The sequence below is a fragment of the Nocardia terrae genome (assembly GCF_009760405.1).
GTDB lineage: Bacteria > Actinomycetota > Actinomycetes > Mycobacteriales > Mycobacteriaceae > Nocardia > Nocardia terrae.
In genome coordinates this window covers 1934161-1946776 of the sequence record NZ_WRPP01000001.1, presented here as the reverse complement: position 1 = coordinate 1946776, position 12616 = coordinate 1934161, and the positions used below count along the sequence as shown (strand labels likewise).

13 protein-coding genes are annotated in these 12616 nt (G+C 69.6%); 6 read left to right on the top strand and 7 right to left on the bottom strand.

Annotated elements, in window-relative coordinates:
- Nucleotides 1–31: 31 nt before the first annotated feature.
- Nucleotides 32–631, bottom strand: coding sequence for a DUF4126 domain-containing protein (locus GPX89_RS09025; protein WP_157386735.1), 600 nt, complete (start codon nucleotides 629–631; stop codon nucleotides 32–34).
- A 16-nt stretch (nucleotides 632–647) separates the two neighbouring features.
- A complete protein-coding gene (locus GPX89_RS09020; protein WP_157386734.1) occupies nucleotides 648–1544 on the bottom strand; it encodes a LysR family transcriptional regulator in 897 nt (298 codons plus the stop codon).
- An 88-nt stretch (nucleotides 1545–1632) separates the two neighbouring features.
- Here GPX89_RS09020 and GPX89_RS09015 point away from each other — a divergent pair, with 88 nt between their 5' ends.
- The 5 genes from GPX89_RS09015 to GPX89_RS08995 all read left to right on the top strand — a co-directional run bounded on the left by GPX89_RS09015 (nucleotide 1633) and on the right by GPX89_RS08995 (nucleotide 6748).
- Nucleotides 1633–1896, top strand: coding sequence for a hypothetical protein (locus GPX89_RS09015; RefSeq protein WP_157386733.1), 264 nt, complete (start codon nucleotides 1633–1635; stop codon nucleotides 1894–1896).
- A 56-nt stretch (nucleotides 1897–1952) separates the two neighbouring features.
- Nucleotides 1953–2438: a MarR family winged helix-turn-helix transcriptional regulator gene (locus tag GPX89_RS09010; RefSeq protein ID WP_157386732.1), complete on the top strand. Its 486-nt coding sequence runs from the start codon at nucleotides 1953–1955 to the stop codon at nucleotides 2436–2438.
- A 40-nt stretch (nucleotides 2439–2478) separates the two neighbouring features.
- A complete protein-coding gene (locus tag GPX89_RS09005) occupies nucleotides 2479–3777 on the top strand; it encodes an FAD-dependent oxidoreductase (RefSeq protein WP_157386731.1) in 1299 nt (432 codons plus the stop codon).
- 241 nt (nucleotides 3778–4018) lie between these two features.
- Nucleotides 4019–5032: an MHYT domain-containing protein gene (locus GPX89_RS45820; RefSeq protein WP_328601618.1), complete on the top strand. Its 1014-nt coding sequence runs from the start codon at nucleotides 4019–4021 to the stop codon at nucleotides 5030–5032.
- Between the two features lie 132 nt (nucleotides 5033–5164).
- Nucleotides 5165–6748, top strand: coding sequence for a Na+/H+ antiporter (locus tag GPX89_RS08995; RefSeq protein ID WP_157387188.1), 1584 nt, complete (start codon nucleotides 5165–5167; stop codon nucleotides 6746–6748).
- Between the two features lie 3 nt (nucleotides 6749–6751).
- Here GPX89_RS08995 and GPX89_RS08990 read toward each other — a convergent pair whose 3' ends face one another.
- The 4 genes from GPX89_RS08990 to GPX89_RS08975 all read right to left on the bottom strand — a co-directional run bounded on the left by GPX89_RS08990 (nucleotide 6752) and on the right by GPX89_RS08975 (nucleotide 10464).
- Nucleotides 6752–7366: a YdcF family protein gene (locus GPX89_RS08990; protein WP_157386730.1), complete on the bottom strand. Its 615-nt coding sequence runs from the start codon at nucleotides 7364–7366 to the stop codon at nucleotides 6752–6754.
- Nucleotides 7367–7490: 124 nt separating this feature from the next.
- Nucleotides 7491–7901, bottom strand: coding sequence for a subtilase-type protease inhibitor (locus tag GPX89_RS08985; protein ID WP_157386729.1), 411 nt, complete (start codon nucleotides 7899–7901; stop codon nucleotides 7491–7493).
- Nucleotides 7902–7982: 81 nt separating this feature from the next.
- Entirely contained in the window at nucleotides 7983–8900 is a 918-nt protein-coding gene (locus GPX89_RS08980; RefSeq protein ID WP_157386728.1) for an ethanolamine ammonia-lyase subunit EutC, read from the bottom strand.
- 145 nt (nucleotides 8901–9045) lie between these two features.
- On the bottom strand, nucleotides 9046–10464 hold the full coding sequence (locus tag GPX89_RS08975) for an ethanolamine ammonia-lyase subunit EutB (RefSeq protein ID WP_157386727.1): 1419 nt from the start codon (nucleotides 10462–10464) through the stop codon (nucleotides 9046–9048).
- A 136-nt stretch (nucleotides 10465–10600) separates the two neighbouring features.
- Here GPX89_RS08975 and GPX89_RS08970 point away from each other — a divergent pair, with 136 nt between their 5' ends.
- Nucleotides 10601–11530 (top strand): rhomboid-like protein, encoded by a 930-nt coding sequence (locus tag GPX89_RS08970; protein ID WP_198347313.1) that lies wholly within the window; start codon nucleotides 10601–10603, stop codon nucleotides 11528–11530.
- Here GPX89_RS08970 and GPX89_RS08965 read toward each other — a convergent pair.
- Nucleotides 11429–12616 (bottom strand): cation:proton antiporter, encoded by a 1188-nt coding sequence (locus GPX89_RS08965; RefSeq protein ID WP_328601617.1) that lies wholly within the window; start codon nucleotides 12614–12616, stop codon nucleotides 11429–11431. The genes GPX89_RS08970 and GPX89_RS08965 overlap by 102 nt on opposite strands.

Sequence of the window (12616 nt, the reverse complement as noted above, 5' to 3'; positions counted from 1 at the left end):
GGCTTTCTGAGCAATGTAGGTCGGTGAGCCGCTAGCGCGGCTGCGGTTCCCGGCGGCTGCGCCTGGCCCGGAGCCACCGGGTGGCACGGAAGGCCAACCAGCTCAGGGCGATCAGGATGACGACGATGGCGATGAAGGCGACCACCGGAATCGCCAGGGCCAGGACGGTCAGGGCGAGCGAGGTGCCGTCCTCGGCGGTGGAGACCAGCGGGTTGCCCACTCCCGCAGTCGTTCCCGTGACGAAAGGCCGGGCCACGGATCGGCCGGCGTGGATACTGCCCGCGGTGACGGCCCCGAGGATCGCGGTGACCGCGGGCGGGAGATGCGAGGACAGGCTGGTCTCGGCGGTGAAGAGGATGGCGCCGGAGGCGGGAGCGACGACGGCGCCCACCGCGTGGAGCACCGAATCCAGGCCGGGGACCTTGTCTCCGACGAGGTCGAGCACGAACAGCACGCCGATGGCGATCAAGGCCGGTATCGAGGACAGCCAGCCGTAGGAGTCACCGAGGTCGATCCAGCCGGCGCGGTCGGCGATACCGACCGCCAGCAGAGGCAACCAGGCATTGAGCCCCGCGGCGCCCGACAGCCCGAAAGCGCCCAGCACGGCCCCGACGGCCGAGGTGATCTCCATTCCTTCAGTGTGCAGGTTATGGCGTGGAAACGGCGGCGTGGCACACCGCCTTCGCGGCGTCGATGAAGGCGTGGGTCAAGGGGTTCGGGTCGTCAGGGTGCCAGGCCAGCGCCATGCGGCTGGGCGGCAAGCCGGTGAGGGGCACGTAAGTGACCCCGGGGCGCGGGAAGTAGGTGACGGCCGTGGACGTGGTGAGCGTGATCGCGCGACCGGCGGCGACGGCTTGCAGTTCGTCGTCGAGGTTGCGCACCTCGATGCGGCGCGGCGGCGGGGTGCCCGCGCGGGCATCCGCGCCGTACCAGTAGTCGGCCCAGATGCGGTCGCCGGTGACCCGGTAGACGACCGGCTCGTCCAGCAGTTCGCTGACATCCACCGTCGCACGGTCGGCGAGTGGGTGACCGCTGGGCAGTCCGGCCACCCGTGGCTCGCTGCTCAGGATGAGCAGCCGCAGCCCGTCGGCGTCGAAAGGCGGTCGCACGAAGGAGAGTTGGACCTCGTGAGCGCGCAGTCCCGCGCTGGGGTCCTCCCACCCGTAGCGCACCAGTTCGACCTCCACCCCGGGATGCCCGTCCCGGAAGGAGTCGATGATGGCGGTGGTGGCCTCGCGGGCGGCCGCGCCGTAGAAGCCGACGCGAAGCACGGTGCCGTGCGCGGAGTTCCGGCATTCGCGCTCGGCTTCGCCCAGCAGGCGCAGGATTTCGCGAGCCCGCTCGGCGAAGTCGGCGCCTGCGGGGGTCAGCGCGACCGTGCGGGTGGTGCGCTGGAACAACGCCACACCCAGATGCCGCTCGACCGAGCGGATGCGCGCCGACAACGCCGGTTGGGACATATGCAGCTGCCGCGCGGCCCGCGTGAAGTTGAGCGCGTCCGCCACCGCGACCACGTAGCGGAGGTGACGCAGCTCCAGATTCATAACGTCAGCGTACTGAATACGAGCTATTCGGTCTTTCCCCGACACCCCCTCACCCGCTTAGCGTCGGACACAGCTCAGAGGAGGAACCATGCGCCGAGTAGAACCCGAAACCCCTGCCGTACAGCCGATTTCCCCGCCACCGGCAGCCCCGGCGAAATGGAAACTGGCGGTGCTTGCCTTCGTCGGCCTCTATCCCCTGGTCCTGCTCGCCTCGTGGAGCGTGGCCCACCTGCTGCCCAGCTGGCCGCTGCCCGTTCGGACGGCCCTGGTGATCGCCCTCGTGGTTCCGACCATGACCTGGCTGGTCACGCCCACCGTGCACCGCCGCACCCGGCACTGGCTGCATCGCTGAGGTCTTTTTCCCGCCAGACTCTTTTGTTTCACGGAATCAACTTTTATAGTTGATTCATGGAAGCAAACAAAGACCAGGTATCGCGACTGGCGCGCAGCACCTCCCGCTTCGCGGAAGCCATGCGGCAGGGCACATCTCGCGCCTACGACCCGGTCCGGGTCGGGGTGCTGCAGTGCGCGGTCGAGTCGGGCCCGCTGCGGGCCGGTGAGATCGCCGAATGCCTGGACGCACTGCCGTCTTCCATCACCCGGCACGTGCAGGCCCTGACCGACTCCGGTCTGGTCGCCACCTCCCCCGACCCGGCGGACCGGCGAGCGGTGCTCGTCGAGGCCACCGAGGCCGGGCGGGCGGAGCTGAACCAGTTCCTGGAGATCGGCGATCAGGTCTTCGGCGAGGTGATCGCCGACTGGACGGCCGAGGACGTCGAGACCCTGACCCGGCTGCTGGATCGCATGATCGAGGCCTGGGCCGCGGCGGGAGCACACCAGCAGCAACGGGCGAATCGCAAGCGTCCGGGCAGGTTCGGCTGGAGCCGGATCTGAGGCTGGGCCCGATTCAACAACTCGAGAGGACCGAATTGTCATGGCCACCAACGCACCCCTGCACGTCATCGTCGCCGGCGGCGGCATCGGCGGGCTCGCGCTCGCCAACGGACTGCGCCGCGCGGGCGTGAGCGTCAGCGTCCACGAACGCGAGACCCAGCGCACCGACCGGCTGCAGGGCTTCCGCATCCACATCAACCCGCACGGCAGCGGCGCCCTGGCCGAACTGCTCTCGCCGGAGCTCTACGCGACCTTCACCGCCTGTGCGGGCAAGGGCGGCAACGGGTTCGGCTTCGTCACCGATCAGCTGCGCGAACTGCTGCAGATCGACCCCGACGAGGGCGAGCGGACCGCCAACGGCCACTACGGCATCAGCCGCATCACGCTGCGGCAGCTGCTGCTGGCCGACCTCGACGGAGTCGTGCGCTACGGCAGCATGTTCGAGCGCTATGAGCGCCTGCCCGACGGCCGGGTGCGGGCCCACTTCGCCGACGGCAGCTCCGAGATCGGCGATGTGCTGGTCGGCGCGGACGGCGGCACCTCGCGGGTGCGGGCGCAGTATCTGCCGCACGCCGAGCGGGTGGACACCGGAATCGTCACCATCGCCGGGAAATACGGGCTGACCCCGGAGTCCCGGGCGCGGCTGGACGCGCGGCTGCTGCGCAATCCGCTCAGCGTGATCCCGCCCAGCGGCTGTGGAATGTTCCTGGCGCCCCACGAATTCGACATTCCCGAGGGCGCCGAGGAGATCGCCGGGAACCAGGCCGGACTGCCGGCGGGCCTGCTGCTCGACAACACCCAGCCCTACGTGTTCTGGGCCTTCGCCGCCAAGCGGGAGCGCTACGAGGCCGATCTGGAATCGCTCTCCCCGGTCGCGCTGCACGATCTGGCGGTGCGCATGACCGCGGGCTGGGCGCCCGAACTGCGCACGCTGGTGGCCGATTCCGATCCCGAGACCGCCACGCTGCTGCCGATCAAGACCTCGGTGCCGATCCCGGCCTGGGAGACCACGAACGTCACGCTGCTCGGCGATGCCGTGCACAGCATGACCCCGTTCGCGGGCATCGGCGCGAACACCGCGCTGCGCGACGCGCGTGGCCTGTGCCGGGCGCTGGTCGCCGCCGAGCACCGCGAGCTCGGGCTGATCGAGGCGTTGCACGCCTACGAGGCCGACATGATCGACTACGGCTTCGCGGCGGTGCGCACCTCGCTGACCGCGGCCAACCAGTCGGTGTCCGACAGCCGGTTCGCGCGCGGCGCGGGCAAGATGGTCTTCCGCACCGCCAATGCCATTCCGGCTATGAAACGAAAGATGTTCGCCGACTTGGGCGCCGAGTGATTGCCGACATAGCCGCGCCGCCCCTGCTCTGACAGGGCGGCGTCGCCCGAAAATCCCCGAAACGTTCACGTGGGCAGGGTCTTTCCGACGGTCCGCGGTGCCCCCGGCCAGCAGAAATCTGCCAACCGGAAGTTATTTAACTGAAACATTCCCTTTCAATTTCCCAATCCGAACCTTGCCCGGTAGTGTGCCCACGTCACGCCAGTAATGGCGAAACCCCTGTTCTGGCAATGGAGTTCGAGTGCTGGAAATTCACCACTTCAGCTACGGGTGGCTCACGCCCGTGCTGGCCTACATCATGTCGGTCATCGGATCGCTGCTCGGCCTGCGCTGTACGGCACGCGCCCGCACCGGGGTCGGACGCAGCAGCTGGCTGATCTCGGCCTCGGTGGCCATCGGCGGCACCGGTATCTGGGTCATGCACTTCGTCGCCATGCTGGGCTTCAGCATCCACGGGGCGGTGATCCGCTACAACGTGCCGCTCACCCTGCTCAGCGCCGTGATCTCGGTGACGGTGGTGTGGCTCGGGCTCTGGGTCGTGGCGCGGGAGCCGTTCGGGAAGCTGTCGCTGTTCGCCGGTGGCGCGGTCACCGGTCTGGGTGTCGGGGCCATGCACTACTCGGGCATGTACGCCATGAAGTCGGACGCCTCGATCGAGTACGACCCGGGCATTGTCACGCTGTCGATGGTGATCGCGGTGGTCGCGGCCACCGTCGCGCTGTGGTTCACGCTGGTCATCACCGGAATCTGGGCGACCATCGGCGCGGCGCTGATCATGGGTGTGGCGGTGTGCGGCATGCACTACACCGGCATGGCGTCGATGAGCGCGCACCGGGTGGAGAACGCGGCGAGCCCGCACGGCGCGGGCGCGATGGAGTTGCTGGCCCCGCTGATGATCACCGTCAGCATGGTGACGCTGGTGCTGCTCATCCACGTGGGCCTCACCGAGGTCGACGAGCGCAGCATGATGCCCGAACCGGCACGGCCGCAACCGGAATCGCGGGCGAACTGGTCGCTGCGGTCGACGTCGGCGGTGGCGCAGGACGTGCACGGCTCGGGTCAGGACGAATCCGTCCCGACGGACTACCGCACCGCCGGTCTCTACCCGCCCGCCTCCGACTTTCCGGTACCCGGACGACACGCGGTGGCCGCGCCCGAGTACCAGCGGCCGGGCCAGTATCAGCCCGCCGGGGTGGGTCCCGCCGCGCACTCGCGCCGCAATCCGGTTCCGCGCCAGCGCACTCGCCGTTCCTGATAGCGGCGGCGGCTCCGGTGTGAGCAATCTCGGTCCGTGACCGGGTGAACTGAGAATTGCCGTCCGGGTTCGCTGAGAAAACGGACCAGGTGTTCGACTTTCCGGCATTCCGGCAGCAAACTGGCTGCCGTGATGCACCACCAGCTGGAGCTGATCTTCGCGGTCCTGTTCGCGACCATCCTGGCCCAGCCGCTCGGACGGCGGCTGGGCCAGGCCCCCGCCGTCCTCATGACGGGTTTCGGCGTGGTGCTGGCGCTCATCCCGCAGGTGCCCGAGATCCACATCGACCCCGAACTGATCCTGCCGCTGGTCCTGCCGCCGCTGCTGTACGCGGCCGCGCGGCGCACCACGTGGCGGACCTTCGCCGAGAACTGGGGCGCGATCACGATGCGGGCGGTGGTGCTGGTCATCGCCACCACCGCGGCCGTGGCCTGGGTCGTCCACCTGTGGAATCCGAAGATCCCGATCGGCGCGGCGGTCGCGCTCGGCGCGCTGGTCGCGCCGCCGGACCCGGTGGCGGTGTCGGCGCTGGCGGGCAAACTCGGCCTGCCCCGGCGACTGGTGTCGGTGCTCGAGGGCGAGGGCCTGTTCAACGACGTGACCGCGATCGTGCTGTACTCGGCCGCGATCGAGGCGGTGGTCACCGGAAAGTTCTCGGCCTGGGGCGCATTCGGCGATTTCGTGGTGTCGGCGCTGGTCGGGGTGGTGGTGGGGCTGCTGTTCGGTTGGGCCGGAAGCAAACTCATGGGGCGGCTCGACGAGGCCCCGTGGAAGGTGGCGCTGGGTCTGCTGCTGCCGTTCGCGGCCTACGGGGTGTCGGAGTCGCGGGGCGGGTCGGCGGTGCTGGCGGTGCTGGTGTGCTCGCTGTATCTCACCGATGCCGCCACCGATTTCGGGGACAGCGACTATCGGCTGGTCGGCGACTCCTTCTGGGAGATCACCGAAATGCTGGTCACCGGTTTCGCTTTCGGCCTGATCGGGCTGGAATTGAGCACGGTGATGCGCGACGCCGGACCGGACTGGCCGCGCTTCCTCGGCGGGGCCGCGGTGGTGATCGCGGTGGTGGTGGGGCTGCGCCTGATCTGGCTGCTGGGCACGACCGCGCTGTTCCAGAACTGGTGGCGCACCCGCGACAAGGACGAGCCCTACACCTGGCGCGAAACCGTGGTCACCTGGTGGGCCGGGATGCGCGGGGTGGCGACGGTGGCGCTGGCGCTGGCCGTGCCGTTCACCACCGACAGCGGCAAGCCGTTCCCGGGCCGCACCGAAATCCTGTTCACCGCTTTCGCGGTCGTGCTGTTCACGCTGCTGCTGCAAGGCCCGACGCTGCCCGCGGTGGTGCGCGCGACGGGCGTGCACGCCGACACCGGCACCGAACGCGCCCTGGAACGTCAGCTCTGGACGCGGGTGCTGCAGGCCGAACTGGCACGCCTGAAGGAGATCTCGGCTGCCGAGCAACTGCCCGACGAAGTGTACGAACGGCTGCGCTCGGGCTTCGAACGCCGTCTGGCCCAAGCCGATCCGGAGGCCGCCGACAGCCAGGCCCGCATGAACACCGACCGTGCCATCGCCTTCACCAAGAAGATGCGCGGCATCACCAACGAGGTGCTGGAGGCCGGGCGCACCGAGGCCCTCGCCGCCCGCCGCGAACCCGGTATCCCGCCCGATGTGGTGGACCGGGTCATGCGACGGCTGGACCTGCGCGGGACCGGGTAGCGCCTATCCCGCCGCCGGGACGCGCGCGCGGCTCACCGGACTCACCAGGATCGCGGCGAATTCCCGCAGGAAGGACTTGCGCAACAGCAGCCGGGCGGTCCGGGCCCCGGCGACCTGCGCGCGCAACCCCAGCCGCCGAGCCAGCAGGGCCGTACGCAGGACATGGAAGTCGCTGGTCACCACCGTTATTCGCGCCGCCTCCGGATCGATGCCGCGCCGCCGCAGCTCCCGCACGGTGAAGCGCAGATTCTCCTCGGTATTGCGGGAGCGATCCTCGCGCACGACGAGTTCGGGCGAAATGCCCTGCGCCACCAGGTAATCGGCCATCGCCTCGGCCTCGGTGACGGACTCCCCGCTCCCCTGCCCGCCGGAGACGACGATCAGCGGCGCCCCACCGCGCCCGAGCTCCACTCGCACCACCTCGAGGGCCCGGTCCAGCCGACGGTTCAGCATCGGTGCGACCCGATTGTGCCGAAGCTTGCAGCCGAGCACGACCACCACCTCCGCCCCCGGCCGCGGCGCCGAGCGCGCGCGGCCCACCGTATACCCGGCGAACCCGGTCAACGGCACCAGCACCGCCGCACCCGCCAGCACCGCCACCGCACCCCACATCCTCATAATGGTCGCACCTCGCACACCATGGCCTCGACCATAGTCATCCGGCGACCGGTCACCGGCGTCACAGGCGGAAGCCGTGTCGGCGAGGCGCGCGCAGCCCGTCGATCCCTCGAGGCCGCCCGCCTCAGAAGTCGAAGACGTGGACGCTGCGGTTCTCGGCACCGCACTTGTTGGGGTAGGTGTGCCGGTAGCTGACGGGGTTTCCGTTCCAGACGCCGTCGGCCGCCACTGTGACCGGGTCGTAGATCATCGGGCAGAAGCGCATCGGATGACCGTGCAACTGCTCGAAATCACCACCGGCCGCGGATAATTCGTCGCACGCCGACGCGGCGTCCGGATGCGTGCCCAGCACGGTCGGGGCGCAGACCAGCAGGACCGTCCGCTGACTCGCGGCGGTGTCGAGCGACTCGCCCTGTGCGATGGTCAAGGTCAGCGCCGACGGGGCCGGGTCGGCGGGCTGTGCCTGTGCCGACGGCACCACGACCAGGGCCGTCGCGCCGACGCCCGCGCCGAGTACGCGCATACCGAAAGACATGATCGGTCTCCTCCTCGATGTCCGGCTCTGCCCGAACGATCGGCCCGACCGCTCCGCATGTTTCACCGCGAAGCAAGCGGGTCAGGAGAAATCGGCCCGGTCCAGCACCAACGGCGTGGCGAGCGCCCAGTCCGAGGAGGTGTCCTTGAGTTCCACCCCCGACCGGCCGAGGCGGCGCGCCCCGTCGACCAGACCGACCGCGACCTGGGCGGCGCGGGCGTACGAAAGCCCTTCGGGCGGATGAATATTGGAGACGCAGTTGCGCTCGGAATCCGACCGTCCCGGCCGCGGCCGATGGGTCAGATAGATACCGAGACTGTCGGCCACCGACAGCCCCGGACGCTCCCCGATGAGCACCAGCACCGTGGTGACCCCGAGCGCCGCGCCGATATGGTCGCCGAGCGCCACCCGCGCCTGCGTCGCGATCACCGGCGGCGCGAGCGTGTACCGCTCCCCGAACGCCTCGATCAACGCGGACAACATCGGCACACCGTGATCGGCGAGCGCACGCGGCGAAAGCCCGTCGGCCAGCACGAATCCCACATCCGCCCCGCTGTGCGGCACCGCCGCGAGCACGGACTCGACCCTGGCATTCCCACCGCTACCGTCCCCTGACCAGATGGTCCGCCCCCCAACGGAATTCACCACGTCATCACGCACCGGACCGGCCGCCTCGACACTCCCCGGCAGCCGCCCGAGATCGGGCCGTCGCAGATACTCCGACCGATCGGCGGCCAAGCTGCGCACGTGCACCGGCGATCCCAGCCCGAGCCCGGTCACCGTGTCCGCCAGCCCCGCGACATCCAACGGACTGTGCACCGCGTCCCGCGCCGCCGCATGCGCCGCCCGAAACGCCAGAACTTCCGCGGTCGGCAACCCGTCCCCCGCCCGCCCGAGCCCGATCCGCGCCTGCGTACTCCGCCGCAACCCTTCCCAGAACGCCTGCACCGCACCATCTTCAGCCCCGACAACCGGACCCGACGCCCCACCGAAACTCATAACTCCTCCTCACAACTCGCTCGCAGAACCCCCGGCCCCACCGCCACGTCCCGCTCCCGTTTCCCTCGAGTGGCACATCTCCGAGGCCAATTCAGACAAATCCCCCTCGGTAACGTGCCACTCGACGAACTGGCCGCGAGGAATGTCATGCCGCGCCTCTGGCAGCGAGAGCGCGCAGCGGGGAGGACAGCGGCTCGACCTGGCGAAGTCGTCCGTGCGGATCGAGCATGCCGAGCCCGTCCAGCCACGCGGCGAATTCGGGAGCGGGAGTGAGCCCCAGGACTTTTCGGGCGTAGAGGGCGTCGTGATACGCCAGCGACTGGTACCCGAGCATGATGTCGTCGGCGCCGGGAACGGCGATGACGAACGGGCACCCGGCGGCGGCGAGCAGGGTCAGCAGGGTGTCCATGTCATCCTGGTCGGCCTCGGCGTGGTTGGTGTAGCAGACGTCGACGCCCATGGGCAGCCCGAGCAGCTTGCCGCAGAAGTGATCTTCGAGCCCGGCGCGGATGATCTGCTTACCGTCGTAGAGGTATTCGGGGCCGATGAACCCGACCACGGTGTTGACCAGCAGCGGGTCCAGGTCCCGAGCGACCGCGTAGGCGCGCGTCTCGAGGGTCTGCTGGTCGACTGGCTTGCCACCGGTGCCCAGGTGCGCGCCCGCCGAGAGCGCCGAGCCCTGACCGGTCTCCAGGTACATCACGTTGTCCCCGACCGTCCCGCGCCGCAACGACCGCCCCGCCTCGTTCGCCTCGCGCAACAGCGAAATATTCACGCCGAAACCGGAATTCGCCCCCTCGGTCCCGGCGATCGACTGGAACACCAGATCCACCGGCGCGCCCGCCTCGATCAGCCCGAGCGTGGTGGTGACATGCGAGAGCACGCACGACTGCGTCGGTATCTCGAATCGCACCCGCACCTCATCGAGCAGATAGAGCAGATCGGCGGTGGCCCGCGGCGAGTCGGTGGCGGGGTTGATGCCGATGACCGCGTCCCCGCACCCCAGCAGCAGCCCGTCCAGCACCGCCGCCGCGATCCCGCGCGGATCGTCGGTCGGGTGGTTGGGTTGCAGCCGGGTGGCCAGCGTGCCCGGCACACCGATGCTGGTCCGGAACCCGGTCCGCACCCGCGCCGCGTGCGCCACCGCGATCAGATCCTGATTCCGCATGAGTTTGCTGACGGCCGCGACCATTTCGGGCGTGAGCCCGGGCGCGACCGCCGCGAGCGTGACCCCGGCCTCGGGCGTGGCGGCCACGGCCAGCAGCCAGTCGCGCAGCCCGCCCACGGTCAGATGCGAGACCGCCTGGAACGCGGCGCGATCATGACCGTCGATGATCAGCCGGGTGACCTCGTCGGTCTCGTACGGCACCACGGTCTCGTTCAGGAACACGGTCAGCGGCAGCTCCGCCAGCGCCCACTGCGCCGCCGCCCGTTCGGCGTCGGAATGCGCCGCACACCCGGCGAGTTCGTCGCCGCTGCGCCGCGGCGTGGCCTTGGCCAGCAGGTCGACCAGACCGTCGAAGGTGTGGGTGGTGCCGCCCAGGCGCTGGTGATACATCACCATTCCGATGGTCCGGAACCATGTTGCTGCGGCGTAACCGCCGTTTTCCCTGGGCATTAATGCGCGTTACGCGTGCCGAACCGCCAGTCGGTCGGGCGCTCTGCCGGGGCGGCCCGTGACCTCGGGATACCATGGCCGAATGGGATTGGGCACGTATCAGCCGCCCTGGCTGCGCACCGTCGATCCACTCGCGGAGATGCGCGCCTTTCGCGTCTGGTGGGAGGACGAACCGCATCCGCTGCGGCGCGCCGTCCAGGCCTACCGCGATCTGCTGGCGGTCACCCCGGCGTGCATCGCCTACGCCTTCACCCTGTTCATCACCTGGTGGACGCTGCGCGGGGCCAGCGATATCGTCGGCCGCCGGCTGATCTTCTCCGCGTCGACGAATCTGCGGAACATGCAAAAGGATCCGATCCAGGTGCTGGTGGCCTCGGCCTTCTGGACCGACGGCGGATTCCCGTGGGGCGACATCCTCATCCTGGTCACCCTGATGGCCCTGGCCGAACGCTGGCTGGGTTCGCTGCGCTGGATCCTGGTGGTGGCGATCGGGCATGTCGGAGCCACCCTGATCACGGTGCTGGGCATCTCGCACAAGATCGACAAGCATCTGATCCCGACCCGGGTGGCCTTCGCCTCGGATGTCGGCCCCAGCTACGGGATCTCGGCCATGCTGGCCGCGCTCACCTTCCGGCTGCGCGGCCCGGCCCGCTGGCTGTGGGCGCTGGGCGTGCTGTCCTGGTACGCCTACGGCGTCTATCACGGGCGCACCTTCACCGACTACGGCCATTTCTTCGCGCTGCTCATCGGTTTCACGGTGGGCGCGATCGCGCTGGCGCTCGCACACCGCCTGGTCGCGGTGCGAGAGCGCAAGGCCGCGGCGCATTCGGCCGCGGCGGTAGCGCATTCGGCCGAGGCTGTACCGGATTCAGCCGGGGCTGTGCCGGATTCAGCAGGGGCTGTGCCGGATTCAGCCCGGCACGGGGTCGGGACGCCTACGGTCGCGCTGGACGAACCGGACGGCGGGCTCGACGACGCGCGCCGCGACCGGGCCGAGCACGGCCATCATTAGCACGTAGGCCGAGGCCAGCGCCGCCAGTCGCGGATCCACGCCGCCCAGCGAAACCGCCAGTCCGGCAATGACGATGGAGAACTCACCGCGCGCCACCAGCGCCGCGCCCGCACGCGCCCGGCCCATGCGGCGGATCCCCTGCCGCGAGGCCGCCCACCAGCCGGTGCCGATCTTGGTCAGCGCGGTCACCACCGCCAGCAGCACCGCCCAGCCCAGGACGGGCGGGATCGCCCGGGGGTCGGTGCTCAGCCCGAAGGCCACGAAGAAGATGGCCGCGAACAGATCCCGCAGCGGTTCGAGCAGTTTCGCCGCCTCGTGCGCGGTCGAGCCGGAGATGGCGATGCCCAGCAGGAACGCGCCGACGGCCGCCGACACGTTCAGCGCCGAGGCCGCGCCCGCCACCAGCAGCGCCGCGCCGAGCAGCTTGAGCAGGAACACTTCCCGGTCGTTGCTGTCCACGACGGCCGAGACGTAGCGTCCGTAGCGCAGCGCCACGATGAGCACCACGGTGATCGCCACCAGCGCGATGGCCAGCGACCGCATGCCTTCGGCGAAGCTCAGTCCGGCCAGCATCATGGTCAGGATCGGCAGATACACCGCCATGGCCAGATCCTCGAACACCAGGATCGACAGGATGACCGGCGTCTCGCGGTTACCGAGACGGCCCAGGTCGTTGAGCACCTTGGCGACGATGCCGGAGGAGGAGATATAGGTGACGCCGCCCATGGTGATCGCGCCGACCGGGCCCCAGCCCAGGATCAGCGCGACCACCACGCCGGGTGTGGCATTGGCGACGATATCGAGCAGACCCGCCACCCAGGACCGGCGCAGACCGGTCACCAATTCGGCTGCGGTGTACTCCAATCCGAGCAGCAGGAGCAGCAGCACCACGCCGATCTCGCCGGCCATGTGGCCGAATTCGGTGGCGGCCCGCATCTTCACGATGCCGCCCTCGCCGAACGCGAGGCCGCCGAGCAGGTAGAGAGGAATCGGCGACATGCCGAAGCGGGCGGCCAGTCGCCCCAGCATGCCGAGCGCGAACAAGATCGCGCCGAGTTCGAACAGGGCTAGACCGGTCGAATCCAC